Genomic DNA, 22,409 nt, shown 5'->3' with positions numbered 1-22,409 from the left:
GCATTCATGAATCAGCCGGTTCTTTTTATTTCTCCAGATACGTGTTTTTGTATTCTTCACGAATTGCTTCCGGCACAAGACTTCCGCCTGTTGCCCATGCAATGTGTGTCGCATTTTTCATTTTCTCTTCAAGATGATTCTCCTGTAAATATTTGCGTGCAGATTCATTCCTTTCAATCTGTATTGGTCCTTCAAAAGAAGCACAAGCACTTGGCTCAAGAAAAATGTTCTCTGTTCCGAGAAGGTCTCTCATGTAATCATATAATTTTCCATCGCGGATAGTAAATTCGCCGCCAAGCAGATTCTTCATTACTCTGCCTACAAATCCAGAAGGACGTCCCACGGCAAGCCCATCTGCATGGGTAAGTCCGGTAAGCCCAATATCCTGTACGGAAATTTCCTGGTTCAGTCCGGTTGCCATTCCGACTAGCATACACGGTGCCTGTGTCGGTTCTATGAAAAAGCAGTGTACATAATCTCCGAACAGCAGCTTAAGTCCAAAGCATACACCACCCGGTGCTCCGCCTACTCCGCAGGGAATATATACAAAGAGCGGATGTTCCTCGTCTACTGCAACATTCTTTTCTTCCAACTGCTTTTGCAGACGTTTTGCCGCTACTGCATAACCAAGAAAGAGTGTTTTTGAATTTTCATCATCCACAAAGTAGCTGTTCGGATCTGCATCAGATAAAGCACGTCCGTTTTTCACCGCTTCACTGTAATCTGACTCATATTCCTTTACTGTTACCCCGTGGCTTCTGAGCAAGTCTTTTTTCCACTGTTTCGCATCTGCTGACATGTGTACGATCACCTGATAGCCAACTGCTGCACTCATGATTCCGATACTCAGTCCAAGATTTCCGGTGGAACCCACCTGAATGGTATACTTTTTGAAAAACTCTCTGCATTCTTCACTCGCCAGTTTCTCATAATTGTCTTCCAGACTCAAAATCCCATGCTCCAATGCAAGTTCTTCTGTGTGCTTCAAAATCTCATAAATACCGCCGCGTGCCTTGATCGAACCGGCGATTGCCAGATGGCTGTCCTGCTTTAATAATAAGTTTCCTTCCAGATTGCTGTCGTATTTCTCATTCAGCAAATCCTTCATCTTTGGAACCGGTGTCAGAACAGATTCAATGATTCCGTTTTTCTCCTTTGTTTCCGGGAAACATTTCATAATGAACGGTGCAAAACGCTCCAGTCTGCGCTCGGCATCTTCTACATCTTCCATACCAAGTTCGATCTGTTCCATTGCTTCCCCACAAGCTGATTTGTCCGGATTTTGCCAAAACACTTCTTTTTCACTGCGGATTTCCTTCAGAATCGGTGTTTTTTCTTCCAGCACTTTCAAATCAACCATTGCTTTCATACCTCTCTTTCCAAATGACTTTATTCATACCTATATATTACCTTATTTCTTGTATTATGCCTACCACAAAAAAACTGTCAATCCTAAAAAATAGTGTTATAATTAAAATATGTTTAAAAGAAACGGGGTAATAAACATGGGAAAAGAAAGATATTCTATTTTATTCAGCAGCATGACAGGCAATACAAAGGAACTTGCCGACGCGATCCGCGAAATACTTCCGGAAGAAACTCTCGATTATTTTGGCCTATGTAAAGATGCAGATCCGCAGTCAGAAATACTCTATATCGGCTTCTGGACAGACAAAGGAACTGCTGACGAAGCGACAACCACACTGTTAAAATCACTTAGAAATAAAAAAATCTTCTTATTCGGAACAGCCGGCTTTGGTGGAAGCGAAGAGTATTATCAGAAAGTACTTCACAACGTACGTGAAAATATTGATCCGAGCAATCAGATAGTAGGAGAGTATATGTGCCAGGGCAAGATGCCGATGGCTATGAGAGAACGGTATGTGAAAATGAAAGAAGATCCAAACCACAAACCAAATCTTGATATGTTGATTGAAAACTTTGACAGAGCTTTATCTCATCCGGATAAAGCTGATTTAGAGAAACTTCAAAAATCTGTTTTAAGATAAAAGAAAAACGATACCGCAGAAACTCTTATGAAAGAATTTCTGTAGTATCGTCTTTTTTATTCTTCTACCTTCCACTCTCTGGTATCAAAGATGTGAAGATGCAGTGCTTCTGAAATATATCCCAGCAATTCGCAGCCTGCGATACAGTTTCCTTTTTTGTCAAGAGACGGTCCGTAGATCCCGATTCCCATTTTCTTTTTCGACACGCTGAGGAGACCTCCGCCGACTCCACTCTTAGTCGGAATTCCTGTTCTTAATGCAAATTCCCCCGATCCGTCATACATTCCGCAAGTAAGCATAATGGTCTGCACCATCCGCACAGTTTGAGATGAGATCAGACGTTTTCCGGTGGAAAGCTGCACTCCGTCATTTGCAAGCAGAAGACCGAACCTTGCCAGATCTCTTGCATTTACCGACATGGAACACATCTTTGTATAAAAGGTAACACTTTCTTCTACATCGGTATCAATGATGTCCTTACTTTTTAAAAGATAGGCAATCGCCTTATTTCTTGCGCAGGTCGCCATCTCAGACTGAAATACGGCTTCGTCTATCGCGATCTCCGGATCTTCGCATACTTCCTGCATATACTTCTGCATATCTTCGATGGAATAATGGTTCACTAGCAGACTTGCAACCGTAATTGCTCCGGAATTGATCATCGGATTAAAGGGCCGGTTGCTCCGGTTATCCAGTTCTACCAGTGAATTAAAAGCCTCTCCCGACGGCTCCACGCCCACATGATCAAACACAAACTCTGCTCCAAACGTTTCCAGCGCCAAACACAGTGCCATTACTTTGGAAATGGACTGTATCGTAAATCTGTCCTCTGTATTTCCGGTCTCAAATTGATTGCCGTCTATTGTGTAAAGGCAGATCCCCAGTTTATTCTTATCTGCCTTGGCAAGCTCCGGAATATACGATGCGACACTTCCATACCGGATCACACCTTTTCCTATACGGATGGCATTTTCCAGTATTCTCGTAACTTCTTCTGATTTCATCATATTCTCCTTTTTCGCTCAGTCGTAATCCCCCTACAACTGCTATTTCCTAAGTATTAACATACATCATTTTCCGGCTTCAATCAACCACCATTTTTTGCTGAAACCCGGCGGAATAAGATAGACAAAAAAGTGCCCGCATTGTATATTATTAGTAGTTTGAAACTGGGGAATATGCAAAGGGGAAAACGTATCATGAATCTAATTTCACAATACAAAGGTCTTAGAAAAGAAAACTATGTCTTATGCTTCGGACGCTTTGTGACGGCCATGGGGGCAATGGTCCGTCCGATGCTGACGATGATCTTAAGCCAGAAGCTTGGGATGAATGCCGTGCAGGTTGCCTGGATCACGGCACTGATGGGGATCCTGACGATCCCGGCAAATCTGATCGGTGGAAAGATGGCCGATCGTTTTAATAAGAAAATGAATATCGTTTACCTGGATATGATTTCCGTCATTTCTTATATCATCTGCGGACTGATCCCGCTGACGACAAAATCCATTGTGCTGATGTTTATCGCATCGACCTGCCAGAACATGGAAAATCCGTCCTACAATTCGCTTACTGCGGACATCACCCTCAGCAAGGACAGGGAGAGAGGGTATTCCCTCCAGTATCTGACAGCAAATCTCGGCGGCGTGATGGCTTCTGCTGTAGCCGGATTTATGTTTCGCAATTACTTATGGCTTGCATTTTTGCTCAGTGGAATTTCCATCGGCACTTCTTCTGTGATGATCTATTTCTTTGTACAGAATATCACACCGGAAAAAGAAGAAAGTGATGGTAACGCCATTTATCAGGCCGAACGCCACGGGGAAAGCCTGCTGACGATTCTTAAAGAAAACCGGCTTGTTCTGCTGTTCATTCTGATCACCAGCGGGTACACAGCACTTTACCAGATGTATAATTATCTCTTTCCTATGGATCTGATCCGTCTACACGGAGATACCGGTGCGGTGATATTCGGAACAGTTACCAGCATCAACTGCTTTATCGTTGTTCTCTTCACACCACTTATCACCCAGATCCTGAAGCGATCCTCCGAACCAAAAAAGACAATCTACGGACTTTTACTGACACTGGTCGGCTACGTGATGTTCATCCTCTTTTCCGGACACATCCCGTTCTATTATGCGGCAATGGTCGTACTGACATGGGGTGAGATTTCTTACATGCTGGCGGAAAGCCCGTACATGACCAGGCGTATCCCATCCAGCCACCGCGGAAGAATCCACGGGCTGATGGAGATCATCCGTATCGGATTTATGAGTCTGTACCAACTTTTGATCGGATTTATTTACAAAAATCATACGCCGACCTTTACCTGGATCATCGTTCTTCTGACAGGAGTCGCATTCATGCTTCTGGCTGTTATCTTAACGAAAGAGGACAAAAAACGCTATAAAAATCTGTATCGCAGATTATAATAATGATGTGAACGGCAAAATTTACTTTTGACACTTACATCATTTTAAAAAGTTATAACCAAAATAATACAGGCAAGACCAAGATTGGATTTTCTCCTTTCTCCGGTCTTGTCTGTTATTTTGCTTTCCACTATAATAAGAATATCAAATACAAAGGAGTTTCATTTACCAGATTATGACCATCAAAGAAATCGCACAGCTCGCCGGTGTCTCCAGCGCAGCTGTATCCAGATATCTGAACGGCGGCTACGTCAGTGAAGAGAAAAAAGAACAGATCCGTAAAGTCATCGAAGAAACCGGATACCAGCCATCCGCACAGGCGCGCATGCTTCGTACCAAAAAGGCAAGCCTGGTGGGCGTGGTCGTCCCGAAGATCAATTCCGAATCCATCAGCCGGATCACTGCCGGAATTGAAAGTGTTCTCGCCGAAAGAGGCTATCAGATGCTTCTTGCCGGAACCGACAACACCCCTGCAAAGGAAGTAGAATACCTCCGGTTATTTGAAAATTATCCGGTGGACGGAATTATTCTTGTCGGTACGATGTTCACCGCCGGTCACCGGAAATTTTTAAAAGAGACAAAGGTTCCTGTTGTCGTGATCGGGCAGCGCACCCCACACGCAAACTGCATTTACCACGACGATTACGGTGCAGGAAAGGCAATGGGACAGGCCGTTGCCGGATTCAGTAAAAAAGGAGTTGCTTACATCGGCGTTACCCGCGATGACAAGGCGGCAGGTGCCGCAAGAGAGGACGGATTTATCGCAGGACTCAAAAATGCAGGTGTCACGCTTTTCGAGGAAAATAAGCGAACCTCAGCCTTCACGCTGGAATCTGGATATGAGTCTGCTCTGGATCTTTTGGAAAGCAAATGTGATATCGATGTCATATCATGTGCAACCGATACCATAGCAGCGGGAGCAATCGAAGCCATTCAGACCTACTTAAAAAAGCAGATTCCGACAAATGCAGCCGATGCAGGTGCAAGAATGCGCTATATCCTTGAAAATACGTCCATCCGAGTAACCGGATTCGGAGATAACCAGATGTTAAAAGCCGTCACCGGAGGAATCCCAACCATCCATTTCGGCTACAAAACCAGTGGAATCCGCGGCGCAGAGCTACTTCTTGACAGTATTGAAAGAGGAGAACAGATCCCGATCGAGATGAAGCTCGGCTTCCGTCTTGTTGGAGCAGACCCTTCAGACTCCGAAAATCTTACCTGATTTTCCTGATTTCCCGGAGTTTCTTAAGGAAACGAAAGTTCCTTTCAACACTTTTCACAAAAAACAATATGAATTATCAGTAAAAATGCCATCTTTACAAATGGCATTTTTTTTCATATTATTTAAGCATAAGATATGAAATCGATTACACATTGTATCTAAAGGAGGAGAGAATATGGATTACAGAAAAACCGCAAAGGAAATTCTGAATCATGTGGGTGGAAGTAAGAACATCGTATCTGCTGCCCATTGTGCTACCAGACTTCGCCTTGTCATTGCAGACAACTCGAAAGCGGATAAGCCAGCACTTGAGAATGTAGACGGAGTAAAGGGTGTATTTGAAGCATCCGGACAGCTCCAGATCATTCTCGGAACAGGAACCGTCAACAAAGTATTTGATGAATTTATTGCAATCGCAGGCATCACAGCCAGCACGAAAGCAGAAGCGAAAGAAGCTGCTGCCGAAAAGCAGAACTGGTTTATGAAAGCCATCAAGCTTCTGGGAGACATTTTCGTACCGATCATCCCGGCGATCGTAGCCAGCGGTTTCCTTATGGGAATCATGAACGCACTGGATTTCATGAACAGTAACGGGTTCTTACACATCAGCACAACCAGCTCGATTTATGTATTTGCAACCCTTTTCAGTAACATTGCTTACACATTCCTGCAGATCCTGATTGCATTCTCCGCTGCAAAAGCATTTGGCGCAAATCCTTACCTTGGCGCAGTTATCGGTATGATCATGATCCATCCGTCCCTGCAGAACGCCTACACAGTTGCAACAGAAGGTGTTCAGCAGACACAGAGCGTGTTCTTCGGACTGTATCACATTGACATGGTCGGCTATCAGGGACACGTTATTCCGGTTGTCATCGCTGTATGGATCTTATCCGTACTTGAAAAAAAGCTTCACAAGATCGTACCGGAAGTTTTAGACCTTTTTGTCACACCGCTTGTCAGCGTATTCGTAACCGGATACCTTACACTTTCCATCGTCGGACCAATCTTCGTATGGGCTGAAAATGCAATCCTCGGAGCAATCCAGTGGATGCTGACACTTCCACTCGGACTTGGAAGTCTGATCATGGGTAGTTTATATGCACCGACCGTTGTTACCGGTATCCATCAGATGTACACAGCCATCGATATCGGACAGCTTGCAAAATACAGTGTAACCTACTGGCTGCCACTCGCAAGTGCAGCAAACGTGGCACAGGGTGCAGCAGCACTTGCCGTTGCTGTAAAATCAAAAGACCAAAAGATCAAATCCCTTGCACTTCCATCATCACTCAGTGCATTTATGGGAATTACAGAACCTGCAATCTTTGGTGTAAACTTAAGATTCTTTAAACCATTTATCGCCGGATGCATCGGTGGAGGATGCGGAGCCCTTTATGCTTCCCTTGTTCACCTCGGTGCAAAAGGAACAGGTGTAACCGGTATCTTCGGAATCCTGCTCTGCCTGAACCAGCCACTTCAGTACGTCATTGAGATGACAATCGCAGTCGGTGTTGCATTTGCAGTATCCTTCGCACTTTACAAAGACAAAAAGAAAGAACCAGTCGTAGAAGCTCCTGTTACTGTTGCAGCTTCTGTTGAGGAAACAGACAGCGAAGAATCTGCTGCTTCCGAAACTAAAACAGCTTCAGGCAATACAAAAACCACTTCTTCCGAAGAAGTGTTAAATGCTCCGATAAATGGAAAGATCATTCCAAATGATCAGATCGCAGACGATACATTTGCAGCAGAAGTCCTTGGAAAAACTGTAGCGATCGAACCTGCTGACGGCATCATCACCGCACCTTGTGATGGCGAAATCGTAAGCATTTTTGATACCGGTCACGCAGTATGCATCCTGACTGACGGCGGCGCAGAGCTTCTGATCCATGTCGGAATCGACACTGTAAAAATGGATGGAAATGGATTTACAAAGAAAGTATCTGACGGTGCAAAAGTACACGCCGGAGACGTGCTGATCGAAGCAGATTTAAATGCAATAAAAGAAGCCGGACATCCGGCAACAACCATGATGATCCTTACCAATACAGATCTGTATGATTCTGTAGAATGTGCCGCACCCGGCACTGTAACCGGTAAATCATCTGTTATGAAACTTACAAAATAAAATAACTCATGACAAATAATCAGATTTGTCTCCCGCAGCGGGTGTCGGAATCAATACGTTTTCCGGACCGTTGCCTGCGGAACTATTTCCAGGAGTGAATCAATATGAACGCATTAACCAGAGATCTTGTAAACTTAGTAAATACAGCAGAAGAGAACCAGACAGCAAAAGAACAGACATCCGGCACACAGTTCCGCGAGAAGCTGCACCTGATGCCTCCGGTTGGCTGGCTCAACGATCCGAACGGACTTTGTCAGATGGATGGTGTGTTCCACGCATTTTTCCAGTACTCCCCATTTAACGCCGAAGGCGGTGTGAAAATGTGGGGTCATTACACCAGCACCAATCTGATCGACTGGGAATACAAAGGTGTATCCCTCTACCCGGATCAGCCATTTGACTGCCACGGTGTATATTCCGGATCTGCCTTCCTCGAAGACGGTACAATGTATCTTTACTACACCGGAAATGTCAAGCTGGAAGATGGAGATTTTGATTATATCAACACCGGCCGTGAGTCAAATACCGTACTCGTCACAACCAAAGACGGAATCCATTTTGGCAGCAAAAAAGAACTGCTCCGCAACAGCGATTATCCTTCTGACCTGACCTGCCATGTGCGCGATCCGAAGGTCTGGAAAAAGGACGATACCTACTACATGATCCAGGGCGCACGTACTAAAAATGATGTCGGTCAGGCACTGATTTTTGAATCCTCCGATAAAATAAACTGGCACTTCCGCAGCCGTGTAGAATCCGAAAAACCTTTCGGTTATATGTGGGAATGCCCGGATTATTTTGAAACGGACGGCATCAAAATCCTTTCCTCCTCTGTCCAGGGCCTGGAAGGCAAAGAGTGGGCTGACCGAAATGTATACCAGTCCGGTTACTTCCTTGTAGACGGCGACATTTTAGATTCCTACAAATTATCCCCATATCATCTGTGGGATTATGGTTTTGACTATTACGCTCCGCAGAGCTTCGAAGCAGAAGATGGAAGACGCATCCATATCAGCTGGATGGGAATGCCGGATTGCGAAGAATATACCAATCCGACCATCAAAGACGGATGGCAGCACTGCTTTACATTTCCAAGAGAAGTCTTCATAAAAGATGGCAAAGTCTGCCAGAAACCGGTTCGCGAGCTGGATGCAAAAAAACAACAGCTTCAGGATGTTCAGAATGAACTTACCCAGAGCGGCTGCCCGGTATATGAAGTAAATGTAGATGGAATTAAGGAGAATCATTTCCAGGCTGTCCTTTCAGATAAACTGATCCTTGACTATGAGAATGGACGGTTCCAGATGCATTTCACAACCAAAAGTAAAACTTCCGTATCCGCAGGCAGAAGCCTTCGCTACGCCGAAGTCGGCACTCTGGAAAATGTAAAAATCCTTGCAGATACTTCTTCCGTTGAAGTATTTGTAAATGACGGAGAATTCGTATTCTCTACAAGATATTATCCAAATGATTATAAGATTGTGGTGCATTCCCCAAGTGCCCACATTACATTCGATAAAATTCAGTAAATCGTATATGGGCAATTCCCCAAAGCTTCCCGTATACGAAAACGCCAGACGGGGTACAGCAATCCCTTTTCCTCCTTTGCATGCTGTATCCTGCCTGGCATTTTTTAATTCTGATTGTTACACAATTGCTTTTCCCGTAAATAAAAGCGAATAGAGCATACTGTTCAATTCCTGATAGCTTTCCAGCTTCTCACGCAAAGACTCAAACAGCATATTTTTTCTGAAAGCAAAATCCTTACCGCTTCCAGAAATCCCTTCTTCTCCACCTTTTCTTTTTTTATTTCAAATGTTATACTTCATATACAGCAAAAAACAGATAAAGGTAACGAAACACTATGTTAATCAGAAAAACACTTCCAGAAGATGTAGACACGATTTTAAATATTTTTGACACCGCACGCCAGTTCATGCACACAACCGGAAACCCGACACAATGGAATGCAAATTATCCGGCTCTCGAAGATCTCGAACCGGATATCCAAAATGGTAACAGTTATGTCTGCGTAGAAAATGATAAGGTCGTTGCCACTTTTACACTTATCATCGGAGACGAGCCGAACTATCAACTCATTGAAAATGGAAGCTGGCGTTCCGAGGCTCCATACGGAACCGTTCACCGCCTTGCATCTGACGGAACAACCAAAGGGATTGCACGGGCTTGCTTTGATTTTTGCAAGACACAAATCTCACATCTGCGTGTAGATACCCACAAGGATAATCAACCAATGCAGGCTTGCTTTAAGCAGAATGGATTTGAAGAATGTGGGATTATTTACGTCAATGACGGGACTCCGCGGATCGCTTATGAATTTATTAGGATATCTGAATAGAGAGGCATTTTTATGACAATCAATAGTATTTTAGAAGAAATTATAAATCTGGCAAAAAAATATTCTGCTTCTACCGTCATTCTTTTTGGTTCCCGTGCCAAAGGGACTGTGACAGAACGAAGTGATATTGACATCGCCGTATCCGGTATTCCAGATACAGAAAATCTACGGGAAGAGCTTGATAATTTACCCACTTTATACACAATAGACCTTGTCAATCTTGATGAATGTGGAAATCAGTTATTATTGGAGGATATAAGAAAATATGGACGAGAAATTTACAAAAAGATTTGAATCCTTTAAAAATTCACTGGCACATGATTACGATGGTACGATCGTTACAAATTACTGTCAGACAATCATTCATGTCTACATTGACAAATTATACGACTACCAGAAAAAAGTAGAATCTATTTTTCATTCATAAATAAAAAAGGATGACACACAAATGATACGCAAAGCAACTTCAAATGATATCAACATAATTGAAAAATGTTGTCCGGGAAATGCAGGCGAATCCTCACGTTGACCTCACCAGAAAAATCCGAATCCTCTGGCGACCAGAATTGTATTCAATCCAACAAAAATATCATCTGCCAGAATATAAACAGGTGTCCGGCGCAGGAGAAAGTAACTTGCACTTTATCCTGCAATCAGACACGGGATTCTTATCTTACTCTATTCCATATTCTTTCAGAAGCTTTTCTTGATATTCGGGATCTTTCGTTGAGCGCTCCAACTCCTCATAACGTTGCTCTTTCAACAACAAAGCATTCAATTGATTAATCGCATCACGCCCTTCTCTTCTCAACGTCTTCTCATGCAATTTTTTATTATATGTTGTCAAAATCATTTCCAACACCTCCGCTCGATGTTTCTTCAAAAAATCCGTCAACACATTCTGCCTGATACAGGCATCCATTGCTTTAGAAACCGCATCTTCCATTGTATCTTCCAACTGCATATATTTCCTGACACATCGCACAAATATTGCATACTCCTCCAGCCGTCTGCACTGATGCATCAGCTCCTGATTATGACCATAATTGATATTCAGCATAATCGCTGTACATTCCAGACACGATTTTTCATCATCTGTCGCTTCAAAACAATCAGACAGCTTTAATTCCATTGAATCTGGTTCATCCTTTGTTCCATTATAAAAAACAATGTACTTCGGTATCGGGAGCCGTAGCCTTTTTTCTCCGTATATATCCAGATCATTCTTTGCTACATATCCCTGATATAGCCTTCCGAAATAGAACACGCCACGTAGTGGCATATTGGGATTAAAGGTACTTTGATGTTCATACAGATTCATTGTACCACCAACCAGAAAGGATACATCATTTTTCATAATCGGTCTTTATATTGCCGGTTATGAGTTTGTTTGTTATGACGAATCTTTTTCTTTTGTTTTCTCATTTCTGTCTCCATTATAATCGAAAAAGGTTAATAAGTAAATTCGTCATAACTCATGTTTCGTGTAGATATAAAATTTTATCTACAATAAATACACTCATATCTATATATGATTTGATTTTCTACATTCGCCTTATTTTAAATAATACTGGTTTCTCTTGGCAGAAACAATTAAAAAATAATAAAATTTGTGTTATCATATTCATAAAGCTTTTAATCACTAACCATATATTTCCAGGAGGTTTAACTTCATGTACTACCAACTCGCACAACAAGAATTTGAATCTTACCTTAACGGATACGACCGCGAAAATGACCGCATAAAATTAAAAATCATCCACACCTACGGCGTTGTAAAACAGGCAGAAGAGCTTGCCAGAAGGATGCATCTTTCCCCCGAAGACACCGATCTTGCAAGGCTGATTGCACTCCTTCACGACATCGGACGTTTTGAACAGTTAAAGCGCTATGACAGCTTTGAGCCGGGCACAATGGATCACGCTGCTTACGGTGTAAAGGTGCTTTTTGATGAAGGCATGATCCGCCGCTTTCTTCCGGATGATAAATGGGACTCCATCATTTACACTGCAATCGCCCATCACAGCGATTATGAACTCCCTGAGATTTCAGATCCGCAGACACTTTTACACGCAAAGCTGATCCGTGATGAGGACAAGCTGGACAACTGCCGGGTAAAGCTCGTAGACTCCACAAGTACCTTTATTAACGTTTCTGAAGAAGAACTCGGTACGCAGGATATAACCCAAAAGGTATACGAAACAGTTTTTAAAAACAAATGTATCCTTTCCGCAGACCGCGTCACACAGATGGATTACTGGGTATCTTATATCGTCTATTTCTTTGACATTAACTTCAAAGAAAGCTTTGATATTATAGCGGAAAATAACTACTTAAACCGCATTATTGACAGGATTCCGTATAGCAATCCTTCTACAAAAAAACAAATGGAAAAAATTCGGACTTATATGCAGAAGTTTATTAACTCATATACAGGCAATCGGTTATCTTAACCTTCTTAGTTCACGAAATCAAGGAACTGACATACGCGCTTTTATAGGAGGAAATTCTAAGATTTATTTGCACCTTGAAAGCGTGTACATCATTTTCCTGTTTTTTTATCCTCCTATTGTATTATTTGTATTACGTGGTATAATACAATCAAATCTCACAGAAAGGAGATGCCGATATATGATCATCAAGATCAACATGCAGTCCGAAGTCCCGATCTACCTTCAGCTGCGCAACGAGATTATCAAAGGAATCGGGCGAGGGGAATTTGAGCCGGGGGAATCGCTTCCGACCGTCCGCCAGATGGCAACCGATCTCGGTATCAACACCATGACCGTCAGCAAAGCTTACCAGCTTTTGAAAACAGAAGGCTTCCTCGAGACAGACCGCCGTAAGGGAACAACCATCTGTTATCCCACTTCCTCTGCTCCACAAGATAACCGCTTTGACGAAAAGCTGGCAGATGAACTGGAACTTTTAAGCGCAGAAGCAAAGTTCCACGGCATGACTTTGACCGACTTCCTGAAACTCTGCCAAAGAGCATTTAACGAAATGGAGGTAACAGCGAAATGATGATGCTGATTATATTTTTAATTACAGACATTTCCATGGTCGGCATCTTTGCCGGAGTCTATGGAAATATTGCAAAATACCGGGAAGGAATGCTGATGGGAGTCCATATTCCTAAATCTGAGCTTGAACATCCCGACGTAAAAGAGCTTCTCCAGCTTTATAAAAAGCACAACCGCCAGTTTTATTTGTGGAACATGCTTGCAGGAATTGCGGTATGCCTGCTTTGCTTTACTTACTTTTCTATTTTTATTACCGTATGGACACTGTGGTTCGTAGAATTCTGCCTTCTTACCATCCTCCGTGTCTATCATTATCACCAGAAAGTATACGACATTAAGCAGAAAAATGGATGGATCAGCTCAGCAAATGCAGATGTGTCCGCTGCAGTGGATACCCGCACTTCCTCACAAATTGCGAAAAAGATACTGCCGGCAAAGCTTCATCTGATCCCGGCTGCAGTGATTCTGATCCCTCTGTTTTTCCCACAGGTCCGTACTTATCTGCTGACCGAAAGTGATGGAAGAGTCATGCTTCTCTGCACAATTCTTGTCGCGGCAGCTTACATGGGTACCGGCTATTTATTCGCCCATATGCCAAACAAAATTTACAGTGAAAATTCACAGATCAACCTGCAGATCAATGCACTGGAAAAGCGTTTATACACCATATTCCTTTTTGTCTCCAACATTTGCAATACCGGCGCCTATCTCGGGATCATCCGGGATATTGCATCCAGCAACTGGATTGGCGGAGTTGGAATGGGCATCTACATTTTCCTCGAACTGATACCGGCTGCCATCATATTGATCATGTTTTTCTGGCTGCGTAAGGAAAAAGAGCGGATTCTCTCCCAGGACAGCACACCATTTTATATTGATGATGACTATTACTGGCGGAAAGGCTGGTACAACAATCCAAATGACAAACGGTATTTTGTACAGGACCGTGTGAACAGCATGAATTATTCTCTAAACTACGGACACCCTTCTGCGAAATATGTCACCGGAGGAATGCTCGTCGGCACCGGGCTTCTTCTCCTCTGGATGTGTATCCTCTGTATCCGGATCGATTTTACACCGATCCGCCTGACGGAAAATGCTGCCCAGTATTCTATTACATCCGGCTACAAAACAGCAACCTTTGCTCTTGCCGATGTGGAATCAGTAACTCTTCTGGACAATCTGCCGGATGAAAAATTCTACCGGTCTGATGGCTCCGAAGATAACAGCAAACTTCTCGGTAATTTCCGTGGCAGCAAAACCGGACATTGCCAGATGTATATCTGGATTGAACATCCTCCGATTCTTCAGATAAAGACAACAGATACCACCATTTTTCTGAACAGCAGCAACGAAGCACAGACTAAAGAATGGTACGATCAGTTAAATGATGCAATTTCTTCGAATAAATAAGCCTTTTTCATTACCATGACAATGCATAATACGAAATATCTTGTAAAGCGTAACATGTCATGCTACAATCATGTTAAAATGTTGGGGGCAAAAATATACGGATTTCACAAAGATAAAAAAGTTCAGAAAGGACTGTCGACAATGACACTTCAAGAATGTTATGTAAAAATTGGTGGCGACTATAATGATATTCTTCACCGGTTTATGAATGAAAATATGGTACGCAAATTTGTCCTCAAATTTCCGCAGGACAACAATATGGCTTTATTTGAAGAATCCTGGGCTAAAAAGGACTACGAAACCGCATTTCGTGCAATGCATACCTTAAAAGGTGTTGCCGTAAACCTTGGATTTACTGCACTTTACAATGTCAGCAGTGCTCTGACTGAAAAGCTCCGCAGCCAGGAATACGACAACCTTGACGGTTTGATTGCCGATGTCAAAAAACAGTATGATATCGTGATCGAAGCAATTGCAGCCCTTGGCTAAATCTTAAAACACTGACGATAAACAGGAAGAGACTGCTTCACCGCAGCCCCTTCCTGTTATGTTTTTCTATAGCTTTTTCTTCAGCATTTCCGGATTTGATGCATAGGAGAGAGCCGTCTCCGCCGTGATCCTCCCATCTTTATACAGATTCAGAAGACCAAAATCCATCGAATGCATTTCTTCTTTATTAGACGAATACACGACTCCATCAATCTGCGGAACCTTATTGTCGCGGATCATATTGCGGATCGCCGGAGTGATCGTCATGATCTCAAATACCGGGACCTGTTTTCCATCCACTGTCGGCACAAGCTGCTGTGAAATTACAGCCTGCAATACCATGGACAACTGAACTGCAATCTGCCTCTGCTGGTTTGCCGGAAATACATCAATGATACGGTCAACCGTATTTGCTGCTCCGATCGTATGCAGGGTAGAAAATACCAGATGCCCGGTTTCCGCTGCTGTCATTGCCACATCGATCGTCTCATAATCACGCATTTCACCAAGCAGGATCACATCCGGGCTCTGCCGGAGCGAAGCACGTAGCGCATTGACGTAGCTTTCCGTAGCCACGTTGATCTCCCTCTGGCTTACAATACTTTTATCATGCCGGTGCAGATACTCAATCGGATCTTCCAGCGTAATGATATGCTTTTCCATTGAATGATTGATCTTATCCACCAGACAGGCAAGCGTAGTAGATTTTCCACTTCCCGCCGGACCCGTCACAAGCACCAGACCTTTTGACAGGTTATAAAAGCTCATCACCGGGTCCGGAATCCCGATCTCATTCGGCTCCGGCAGTTCAAATGTGATCACACGGATAACGGCTGAGAGCGCCCCCCTCTGTTTGTACGCACTGACACGGAATCTCGAAAGTCCCGGAACAGCAAAAGAAAAATCATCATCTCCTTTTTCTTCAAGAACCCGGATGTCCCGTCCTCCTGCCAGCTTATATAATTCCTCAACGCATTCTTTCGTCTGCGGCGGCATCAGCTTTTCTTCCTTCTCCCTGCAGATTCTTCCATTTGCCCGATAAGAAACCGGAAGACCTGCTACAACAAATATATCCGATGCATGATTTAAAACTGCCTGCTGAAGCAGTACAATGATATCCATAGCTCAAACTCCTTTCGCATCAGTCACTTCCAAGGACCGGAAGTGTTGACTTTTCTTCCCATTTCTCAGATGCTGACTCTTTCCATTTTACAACCTTCTGCGTTCCCTTTACCGGATCTGCCAGGATCTCGACTTCCAGATTCTGACTGTCCGTGACCGGAACCACATAGGAAATATCCAGATTCGCTCCGTCTTCTTCAGCTGTCACGCCCTCAATCTGCCGAATTGCAAATACAGGATCCTCTTTTGCAAATGCATCATCGATCTGCGCCATGATCTGCGCCGCTTTTGCATTTGCCTCACAATACGCCGTTTCCCGGCCGGCAAGTTGCTGACTATAACTCTGATCCCTTTTTGCACTTGACAGTGAGAGTGTGGCAAATGTCACCAGACACAGGATTACAAAGATCACAAGCAGGTACGACGTTCCGATCTGAATCCCCGGGTATGATCCCCTTTTCTTTCTCTTCATCCTGTCACTCCCTTTCCGTGCCTGTCATCCGGTCTGTTTCCACCGAATAGATTTCTTCCGGCTGTTCTCCGGACAGGCGCTGCACCGTAAATGTTCCATGCAAAAGCTTTCCATCCGGCTCCACCTGGATCACGATCTCATACGAAGCCTCATCCTTACTGCATTCCTGCCAGTCTGCGTCATAGAAGACCTCCGTGTCCTCCGTCAGCGCATCCGCAAGAAAAAGCTCTGTATACCCGGAAACCTTCTCAAGCGCCGTATTCAGTTCCTGTGTCTCGCGGCTGATCGTGTGCGCCTTCACAAAAATCTGCACACACACCGCAGAAGCAAGGCAGAAAAATAAAATTGCAATCATCAGTTCCAGCAAAAACAGGCTGGAACGCTTTGCCGGTGTCCGTTCCATAAATCTTCTCCTATCTTGCAGCGCTCTTCACACTGACAAATGTATCTGTCTTTTTCCCGTCTTCATTTTCACAATACAGATGAAAAATCCCATCTGAAGTTTCCTTAGCCTCGAAGTCCTTTGTTTCCAGGATCTTCCGTCCATCGGATGCTTTTGCTTCCGTTCCATCCCGGATAAAAAGCTCTCTTAAGTATCCATCATACGCATACAGATATGTCACATAATCCTTCTCATCATAACGCTGCCGAATCACGAGAGCATTTTCCCCATCGAAAGTTCCATCTGCTATCGCACCATTTTCATCATTCTGGTGCATTTTCTCCGTCACATAGGCAAGTGCCGTCCGTCCCGAATAGGAATCCGACGAGGCCTTCACCTGCCGGCTGTAAAATCCCGATGCAAGAACCACAATGGCGACCGATGATGCCGCCAGCACGAAAAAGACTGCAAGAGGAAAAAGAAAATCAATCACATGCTTTTTTTCATTTCTACGCTTCATGTCCATTTCCTCCTATCGTTCGATCACCGTAATGTCCGGAAGAATATTGGCACCGGCAATCTGATAATCAATAAAAAACTGCTTCTTGTCATACTGGATCCCACAGTTTTCCGTCAGATCATCAAGCGTCTCCGGATAGCGTCCTTCCAGCGCATAGTACTGCGTCACACCACGCCAGAGTGCATTTTCCAGACTTTCCTTCTGCCTGCGTCTTGTCGTGTCCGAAAGCCTTTCAAATCCACTGAAAAAAGCACTGCAGATACATACAAACAGCAGAAGGGACAGACAGAAATTCCGAAGTGGGCGCTGCCGTTTTCCGTGATAAAACCGTTCCCGTTCTTTTCTCCACATAGCATACGCCTCCTAAAGTCCTGACATAATTCCAAGAAGCGGAAGCATAACCGACAGAAGGATCGTTCCGACGATCACCGACAGGATGATCACCAGCGTCGGTTCCAGAACTGCGATCATAGAAGAAAGCTTTTCATCCACTCCCTCCTCACACTCATCGGCAATCCTTCCCATCATCTCATCCATCATTCCGGCTTTCCCGGCAATGGATGTCATCCGCGCATAAACACCTGTGAAGATTCCGGCTTTCACCAGTGCCTCTGCGATATCCGTTCCATTTTCCATATCCGCTTTGCATTCTGCTACTTTCTTCCGGAAATCATCATCCTCGATCAGGTTCTCTGAAAATTCCATTCCCTGTTCCGGCGTCAGTCCGCTTTTCAGTGCCAGTGACATTCCTCCGGCAAACCGGCATGCCGACAGCTTATCCTTCAGCTCCCTTGAAAATGCAAACCCGGATCCGATGTGATACAGTTTCTTTCTGCCGCTCTCTGTCTTTGTAAAATAAATACCCGCACAGACGATCACCGCCAAAAGTACCGCAAACACCGCCGAATATCTGGAAAGAGCATTGCCTGCAAGCAGGATCCCTCTTGAAAATCCGGTCATTTCCTGACCAAACTGGCGGAACACCTGATCAAATACCGGCATAACCTTTGTCATCAAAATGATAATGATCACCAGCATCATCCCGATCATCAGAAGAGGGTAGGAGATGGCACTCCGGACACTTCTCCTGATCGCTTCCTCTCGGTCATAATGCTCCGCCAGAGATTCCATTACTTCATCTAAAGTTCCTGTCTCTTCTCCGATCTGCGTCATACGGATCAGATACTCCGGAAATACTTTCGTCTCTTCCAGCGCCTGATCCAGCCTGCCCGTATCCATCACTGACTGATAAATCTCATCCAGCAGCTCTTTTTCTGCCTTCGTCTGCGCATCCTCCCGGAGAAGATCAACTCCCTCCAGGGAAGAAATCCCAGACTTCAGGATCATTGCCATTTCACTGCAGAACGAAGCAATTTCCAGATTCGTAAGCTTTCCCTGCTGTGTCCGCTTTTCCATATATGCCATCCTCCTTTTCACATTCCTGCCACATTCTTCTTATCCGGCTTCCTTTTATCTAATAGGTATACTTTGTGACATAATTCTTTCCATTTCCCACATACTTCTTCACATCCGAAGCACTGTTGTTTGCAGCAAGTGTCGGATCCATGATCGACCAGTTCTTTCCGTCAAATTCAATGATGTTATCCACCCAGCCGATCTCATCAACATAACAGCTGATCCATGCATGATACACATCACCGGAATAGCCAACCTCCAGCTTCGTCGGAATCCGCTGCGACCGGAGCATTGCCGACATCAACGCCGCATAATCAAAACAGATTCCTTTCCCTGTATCCAGTGTCTCATCCGGATCCGGTGTGTACCCATACGGAACATTCTCCGCTTTCTTTTTATCATAGGAAATATTTTTAATTACAAAATTATAAATCCGCGTTATCACATCCAGATCAGAATAGCAGTCCTTTCCTGCAAGACTCTCACCCTTTTTTACACACTTAGAATCTGCCGTGAAATTTACATAATAATTCGGATGCAGAAACGGGGCAAATTCATCTGTGATCTGTACGTCCAGATCCTGGGTAAAGCTTACCGCATACAGATTGTCCTCTACAGACACACTCTCCAGAAGTGTTACCTTATAAGAACCATTCCCGCCCGGAAGCGGATAAACCGCATAATCACCAACAACCGTAACCGGATAGGTATACTCTGTGCCATCCGGGGATGTCACCTGGAGCTTGACTTTTTCATTACTTCCATTATAACAGATCATCACATAGCCATCTGCCGTATGGGATGCATCCAGTACAACCAGGTCATTTCCATATGTCACTTCACCGGAAGCCTCCGTCTGAAGCACCTGCGCCGATGGATCTCTCGGATCCCCCTTTTCCCCGGACTGGCTTTTTTTCCCCCCCGATGCACATCCACCAGGTATCAGTACACCTGTCAGAAATAGCAGAAAAAAGAAAAGAAAAATCCTCTGCCAGCGTCTTTTTTGTTCATATAAATCGTTCTGCCGCACAGAATTCCTCCTTTCTTTTCCACAGTGAAACAGTCCCAAAAACTCAACTAGAAAAATTATAGCATAATCAAAACATTAAAAGAAGTTATTTGGTCTAAACTGCTTTAATTTATTTGACAAAGAAATCAAAGACCATTACAATAGAAATCAGTTATAAACCATCACAATAGTAAAATTGGGGGTTAATTTATGAGTGATCATTTACCTGTCTTAAAGGTTCGTTTATTCGGAGGATTCTCAGCAAGCTAGGGAGAGATTCCCGTATCATTCGGACGCAACACAACGACAAAAGCAATGAAATTGTTGCAGATATTACTCTACCATGGCGATAACGGTATCTCCAGAGATAAGCTTCTTGATGAATTATACGGAAGAGAAGAACTTGCCGATGCTGCCAACAACCTTCGGGTAACCGCACACCGTCTTAAAAAGATCATCGTAGATGCCGGACTTCCGAGCCATGATTATATCAACATCAAAAAAGGTATTTACCGATGGGATGCTCCGATGCCGACCGAAGTTGATGCACATCAGTTTAAGGTTCTGTCAAAAGACGTGCATGCGTGTACCGATAAGGTAAAAAAGCTGGAACTTCTTAAGAAGATCTGTCTGATGTACCGTGGGGAATTTCTTCCAGAACTTTCAGGAGATGAATGGGTTCTTGTTGAAAGCGTACAATATAAGAATATTTATTCCGAATCCCTTCAGGAACTCTGTAAGCTTCTGATCGAACGCGGAGATTATGAAGAGACACTTCGTTTCTGTGAGCCGGCATGCCAGTTATATCCGTTCGATGAATGGCAATCCGTCCGCATCGACTGCTATATGGCATTGAACCGCTATAAGGATGCTGTGCAGGAATATGAGAACACTGCCAAATTATTTTTCGAAGAGCTTGGAATCCGCCCTTCTGAACATATGATGCAGCAGTTCGAGCAGATGAGCAGCCGCCTTAACTACAAACCACAGGAACTCGGCGACATCAAGGAACGTCTGAAAGAGGGCGATATACGCGGCGGTGCTTTTTACTGCAGCCTGCCAAGTTTCCGTGACAGTTACCGTCTCGTTTCCCGAATCATTGAGAGGAACGGACAGTCCGTATACTTAATGTTATGTAGCATCACCAACGGAAAAGGAATGCCGATGGACAAGCCGGAGAAGCTTGAAGTTCTTTCAGGTGAGCTTCAGAATACGATCCAGCAGTGTCTGCGTAAAGGAGACTCCTTTACCAAATACAGCCCATCACAGTTTCTGATACTTCTCGTTGGTACGAACAAAGAGAACTGCAGCATGATTTTCGACAGAATCCAGAGATACTTCTCCAGAGAGCATAAAAGCTGGAAGCAGTACCTGGACTACTTCGTGTCCTCTGTAGCCGAAGTAGACCGGCAAGATTCACCGATTCAGTTCAATACTGAGAATAAAACCTGGTAAGCTGCAATCATGTTATCTTCGCAGCAGGGCAGAAATGGAGATAATTTATGGAACAAAGCTATCAAATCAGTTGGTATGCACCAAACTTTATTAACATGTGTATTGATAATATTAATGATGGAGAGCTGTCCGGTCGGATTTATCACTGCTACAGCAAAGAACCCTGGAAATTCACCAATATCCTTCAGCTGATCGAATTAGCTGATGATTTCTTCGACAGACTCGAATTTCCACAGGCATCCACCAGCGCACGTTCTTTCACTTCAACCCAGTTTTCAGGTGTTGACCGGCTTGATAAAGTACAGTCACCGGAAGATTTCATCGAGAATCGTGGACAAAAAGGGACTTTCTTTCTCAATGTCAGATACCGCCAGAATTCATCCTGGCAGGGCATCGTCCGCTGGGTCGAAGGTAACTCTACGCAACAGTTTGTAAGCGTACTTGAACTGCTTAAAATTCTCAGCAATGCATTAGTTTAAAGGAATGGCATTGTGAGAGATATCATTACATGAATGAATAAGAATTATACAGGCATTGTCTGATCACGGAATGTGATCGGACGGTGCCTTTTAATTATCTTATAATTTTATTCTTTCTTAATTGCTTTTCACAAAAAACTCCAGTACCATTTGAATAGGCGTATGTAGAAAATCGAATCATATATGATATATGAATTCTTTGATTGTAGAAAAAATTATATATCTACATGAAACATGAGATATGGCGAATTTACTTATGAACTGCTTTCTATTATAATGGAGGTAAGCAATGAGAAAACAAAAGAAGAAATCTCGCCATAGCAAACAAACCCACAACCGGCAGTATAAGGACCGGTTATGGAGAATTGTAGAGCAACTTTTTATAAGTGATTGAGATAGCAGAAAAGTAACAGATAATAAGAAAAGAAATATCCTTGTTTTGAATTACAATAATTATTGTGTAAAGTTTTCAT

The 22,409-nt window shown here is 43.7% G+C and carries 24 protein-coding genes; 14 read left to right on the top strand and 10 right to left on the bottom strand.

Translation table 11 applies throughout. The annotated features are described in order from the left end of the window. Positions 1–25: 25 nt before the first annotated feature. The gene (dsdA, locus tag PG418_RS15445; protein WP_330613917.1) at positions 26–1,369 is read right to left on the bottom strand and encodes a D-serine ammonia-lyase; all 1,344 of its coding nucleotides are present in this window, start codon (positions 1,367–1,369) and stop codon (positions 26–28) included. A 136-nt stretch (positions 1,370–1,505) separates the two neighbouring features. Here dsdA and bilS point away from each other — a divergent pair, with 136 nt between their 5' ends. After that, a complete protein-coding gene (gene bilS, locus PG418_RS15440; RefSeq protein WP_022220512.1) occupies positions 1,506–2,009 on the top strand; it encodes a flavodoxin family protein BilS in 504 nt (167 codons plus the stop codon). 56 nt (positions 2,010–2,065) lie between these two features. Here bilS and glsA read toward each other — a convergent pair whose 3' ends face one another. Further along, positions 2,066–3,016 carry a glutaminase A gene (gene glsA / locus PG418_RS15435; RefSeq protein WP_008371229.1) on the bottom strand — a complete coding sequence of 317 codons (951 nt, stop codon included), beginning with the start codon at positions 3,014–3,016 and terminating at the stop codon, positions 2,066–2,068. Positions 3,017–3,208: 192 nt separating this feature from the next. On the opposite strand from glsA, the gene PG418_RS15430 reads away from it, so the two are divergent. From PG418_RS15430 to PG418_RS15400, 7 genes are all read left to right on the top strand, one after another. Next, complete coding sequence (locus PG418_RS15430; protein WP_346997131.1) at positions 3,209–4,444, top strand: MFS transporter; 1,236 nt, start codon at positions 3,209–3,211, stop codon at positions 4,442–4,444. A 175-nt stretch (positions 4,445–4,619) separates the two neighbouring features. Beyond that, complete coding sequence (locus PG418_RS15425) at positions 4,620–5,669, top strand: LacI family DNA-binding transcriptional regulator (RefSeq protein WP_498837658.1); 1,050 nt, start codon at positions 4,620–4,622, stop codon at positions 5,667–5,669. 175 nt (positions 5,670–5,844) lie between these two features. Then, positions 5,845–7,797 carry a PTS sucrose transporter subunit IIABC gene (locus PG418_RS15420; protein ID WP_498837657.1) on the top strand — a complete coding sequence of 651 codons (1,953 nt, stop codon included), beginning with the start codon at positions 5,845–5,847 and terminating at the stop codon, positions 7,795–7,797. A gap of 104 nt (positions 7,798–7,901) precedes the next feature. Further along, a complete protein-coding gene (locus PG418_RS15415; protein WP_498837656.1) occupies positions 7,902–9,326 on the top strand; it encodes a glycoside hydrolase family 32 protein in 1,425 nt (474 codons plus the stop codon). 335 nt (positions 9,327–9,661) lie between these two features. Then, complete coding sequence (locus PG418_RS15410) at positions 9,662–10,156, top strand: GNAT family N-acetyltransferase (protein WP_498837655.1); 495 nt, start codon at positions 9,662–9,664, stop codon at positions 10,154–10,156. A gap of 12 nt (positions 10,157–10,168) precedes the next feature. After that, on the top strand, positions 10,169–10,450 hold the full coding sequence (locus tag PG418_RS15405; protein WP_195509272.1) for a nucleotidyltransferase family protein: 282 nt from the start codon (positions 10,169–10,171) through the stop codon (positions 10,448–10,450). Continuing rightward, positions 10,422–10,583, top strand: coding sequence for a hypothetical protein (locus PG418_RS15400; RefSeq protein ID WP_173686818.1), 162 nt, complete (start codon positions 10,422–10,424; stop codon positions 10,581–10,583). The genes PG418_RS15405 and PG418_RS15400 overlap by 29 nt, the downstream gene beginning before the upstream one ends. A gap of 246 nt (positions 10,584–10,829) precedes the next feature. On the opposite strand, the gene PG418_RS15395 is transcribed toward PG418_RS15400, so the two are convergent. Then, a complete protein-coding gene (locus PG418_RS15395; RefSeq protein ID WP_498837654.1) occupies positions 10,830–11,513 on the bottom strand; it encodes a hypothetical protein in 684 nt (227 codons plus the stop codon). Positions 11,514–11,829: 316 nt separating this feature from the next. Between PG418_RS15395 and PG418_RS15390 the strand changes: the two genes are divergently transcribed. The 4 genes from PG418_RS15390 to PG418_RS15375 all read left to right on the top strand — a co-directional run bounded on the left by PG418_RS15390 (position 11,830) and on the right by PG418_RS15375 (position 15,081). Then, the gene (locus tag PG418_RS15390) at positions 11,830–12,609 is read left to right on the top strand and encodes an HD domain-containing protein (RefSeq protein WP_498837653.1); all 780 of its coding nucleotides are present in this window, start codon (positions 11,830–11,832) and stop codon (positions 12,607–12,609) included. A gap of 178 nt (positions 12,610–12,787) precedes the next feature. Next, positions 12,788–13,180: a GntR family transcriptional regulator gene (locus PG418_RS15385; RefSeq protein WP_498837652.1), complete on the top strand. Its 393-nt coding sequence runs from the start codon at positions 12,788–12,790 to the stop codon at positions 13,178–13,180. Next, positions 13,177–14,592 carry a hypothetical protein gene (locus PG418_RS15380; protein WP_498837651.1) on the top strand — a complete coding sequence of 472 codons (1,416 nt, stop codon included), beginning with the start codon at positions 13,177–13,179 and terminating at the stop codon, positions 14,590–14,592. Before PG418_RS15385 ends, PG418_RS15380 begins: the two co-directional genes overlap by 4 nt. 141 nt (positions 14,593–14,733) lie before the next feature. Beyond that, a complete protein-coding gene (locus PG418_RS15375; RefSeq protein WP_055297464.1) occupies positions 14,734–15,081 on the top strand; it encodes an Hpt domain-containing protein in 348 nt (115 codons plus the stop codon). A gap of 66 nt (positions 15,082–15,147) precedes the next feature. Here the strand turns inward: PG418_RS15375 and PG418_RS15370 are convergent, their stop codons facing one another. The 7 genes from PG418_RS15370 to PG418_RS15340 are packed head-to-tail and all read right to left on the bottom strand — an operon-like array spanning position 15,148 to position 20,023. After that, positions 15,148–16,203 (bottom strand): type IV pilus twitching motility protein PilT, encoded by a 1,056-nt coding sequence (locus PG418_RS15370; protein WP_498837650.1) that lies wholly within the window; start codon positions 16,201–16,203, stop codon positions 15,148–15,150. 19 nt (positions 16,204–16,222) lie between these two features. Further along, complete coding sequence (locus tag PG418_RS15365; protein WP_008371201.1) at positions 16,223–16,675, bottom strand: hypothetical protein; 453 nt, start codon at positions 16,673–16,675, stop codon at positions 16,223–16,225. 4 nt (positions 16,676–16,679) lie between these two features. Continuing rightward, a complete protein-coding gene (locus PG418_RS15360) occupies positions 16,680–17,078 on the bottom strand; it encodes a hypothetical protein (protein ID WP_498837649.1) in 399 nt (132 codons plus the stop codon). A 10-nt stretch (positions 17,079–17,088) separates the two neighbouring features. Next, on the bottom strand, positions 17,089–17,577 hold the full coding sequence (locus PG418_RS15355) for a DUF4860 domain-containing protein (protein WP_117558089.1): 489 nt from the start codon (positions 17,575–17,577) through the stop codon (positions 17,089–17,091). Positions 17,578–17,589: 12 nt separating this feature from the next. Beyond that, positions 17,590–17,928: a hypothetical protein gene (locus tag PG418_RS15350; protein WP_498837648.1), complete on the bottom strand. Its 339-nt coding sequence runs from the start codon at positions 17,926–17,928 to the stop codon at positions 17,590–17,592. A gap of 12 nt (positions 17,929–17,940) precedes the next feature. Next, on the bottom strand, positions 17,941–18,993 hold the full coding sequence (locus tag PG418_RS15345) for a type II secretion system F family protein (protein WP_498837647.1): 1,053 nt from the start codon (positions 18,991–18,993) through the stop codon (positions 17,941–17,943). Between the two features lie 58 nt (positions 18,994–19,051). Next, on the bottom strand, positions 19,052–20,023 hold the full coding sequence (locus tag PG418_RS15340; RefSeq protein ID WP_498837646.1) for a transglutaminase-like domain-containing protein: 972 nt from the start codon (positions 20,021–20,023) through the stop codon (positions 19,052–19,054). A gap of 255 nt (positions 20,024–20,278) precedes the next feature. Here PG418_RS15340 and PG418_RS15335 point away from each other — a divergent pair, with 255 nt between their 5' ends. Together PG418_RS15335 and PG418_RS15330 are read left to right on the top strand one after the other, a co-directional pair. Beyond that, positions 20,279–21,457, top strand: coding sequence for an AfsR/SARP family transcriptional regulator (locus PG418_RS15335; RefSeq protein ID WP_498837671.1), 1,179 nt, complete (start codon positions 20,279–20,281; stop codon positions 21,455–21,457). A gap of 47 nt (positions 21,458–21,504) precedes the next feature. After that, positions 21,505–21,936: a hypothetical protein gene (locus tag PG418_RS15330; protein ID WP_498837645.1), complete on the top strand. Its 432-nt coding sequence runs from the start codon at positions 21,505–21,507 to the stop codon at positions 21,934–21,936. Positions 21,937–22,409 lie beyond the last annotated feature (473 nt).

The organism is Bariatricus sp. TF06-38A (genome assembly GCF_027690675.1).
GTDB lineage: Bacteria > Bacillota > Clostridia > Lachnospirales > Lachnospiraceae > Allocoprococcus > Allocoprococcus comes.
Note: the sequence above shows the minus strand (reverse complement) of the source record. Positions and strands in the feature narration are given on the sequence as shown.

Excerpts from the sequence above, each read along its gene's own strand:
- PG418_RS15415 (WP_498837656.1), top strand. The coding sequence starts at position 7,902 with ATGAACGCATTAACCAGAGATCTTGTAAACTTAGTAAATACAGCAGAA.
- PG418_RS15350 (WP_498837648.1), bottom strand. The coding sequence starts at position 17,928 with ATGTGGAGAAAAGAACGGGAACGGTTTTATCACGGAAAACGGCAGCGC.
- PG418_RS15390 (WP_498837653.1), top strand. The coding sequence starts at position 11,830 with ATGTACTACCAACTCGCACAACAAGAATTTGAATCTTACCTTAACGGA.
- PG418_RS15385 (WP_498837652.1), top strand. The coding sequence starts at position 12,788 with ATGATCATCAAGATCAACATGCAGTCCGAAGTCCCGATCTACCTTCAG.
- PG418_RS15345 (WP_498837647.1), bottom strand. The coding sequence starts at position 18,993 with ATGGAAAAGCGGACACAGCAGGGAAAGCTTACGAATCTGGAAATTGCT.
- PG418_RS15425 (WP_498837658.1), top strand. The coding sequence starts at position 4,620 with ATGACCATCAAAGAAATCGCACAGCTCGCCGGTGTCTCCAGCGCAGCT.
- PG418_RS15360 (WP_498837649.1), bottom strand. The coding sequence starts at position 17,078 with ATGGAACGGACACCGGCAAAGCGTTCCAGCCTGTTTTTGCTGGAACTG.
- PG418_RS15365 (WP_008371201.1), bottom strand. The coding sequence starts at position 16,675 with ATGAAGAGAAAGAAAAGGGGATCATACCCGGGGATTCAGATCGGAACG.
- PG418_RS15330 (WP_498837645.1), top strand. The coding sequence starts at position 21,505 with ATGGAACAAAGCTATCAAATCAGTTGGTATGCACCAAACTTTATTAAC.
- PG418_RS15410 (WP_498837655.1), top strand. The coding sequence starts at position 9,662 with ATGTTAATCAGAAAAACACTTCCAGAAGATGTAGACACGATTTTAAAT.
- PG418_RS15380 (WP_498837651.1), top strand. The coding sequence starts at position 13,177 with ATGATGATGCTGATTATATTTTTAATTACAGACATTTCCATGGTCGGC.
- glsA (WP_008371229.1), bottom strand. The coding sequence starts at position 3,016 with ATGATGAAATCAGAAGAAGTTACGAGAATACTGGAAAATGCCATCCGT.
- bilS (WP_022220512.1), top strand. The coding sequence starts at position 1,506 with ATGGGAAAAGAAAGATATTCTATTTTATTCAGCAGCATGACAGGCAAT.
- PG418_RS15420 (WP_498837657.1), top strand. The coding sequence starts at position 5,845 with ATGGATTACAGAAAAACCGCAAAGGAAATTCTGAATCATGTGGGTGGA.
- PG418_RS15430 (WP_346997131.1), top strand. The coding sequence starts at position 3,209 with ATGAATCTAATTTCACAATACAAAGGTCTTAGAAAAGAAAACTATGTC.
- PG418_RS15405 (WP_195509272.1), top strand. The coding sequence starts at position 10,169 with ATGACAATCAATAGTATTTTAGAAGAAATTATAAATCTGGCAAAAAAA.
- PG418_RS15355 (WP_117558089.1), bottom strand. The coding sequence starts at position 17,577 with ATGAAGCGTAGAAATGAAAAAAAGCATGTGATTGATTTTCTTTTTCCT.
- PG418_RS15375 (WP_055297464.1), top strand. The coding sequence starts at position 14,734 with ATGACACTTCAAGAATGTTATGTAAAAATTGGTGGCGACTATAATGAT.
- PG418_RS15395 (WP_498837654.1), bottom strand. The coding sequence starts at position 11,513 with ATGAAAAATGATGTATCCTTTCTGGTTGGTGGTACAATGAATCTGTAT.
- PG418_RS15400 (WP_173686818.1), top strand. The coding sequence starts at position 10,422 with ATGGACGAGAAATTTACAAAAAGATTTGAATCCTTTAAAAATTCACTG.
- dsdA (WP_330613917.1), bottom strand. The coding sequence starts at position 1,369 with ATGAAAGCAATGGTTGATTTGAAAGTGCTGGAAGAAAAAACACCGATT.
- PG418_RS15370 (WP_498837650.1), bottom strand. The coding sequence starts at position 16,203 with ATGGATATCATTGTACTGCTTCAGCAGGCAGTTTTAAATCATGCATCG.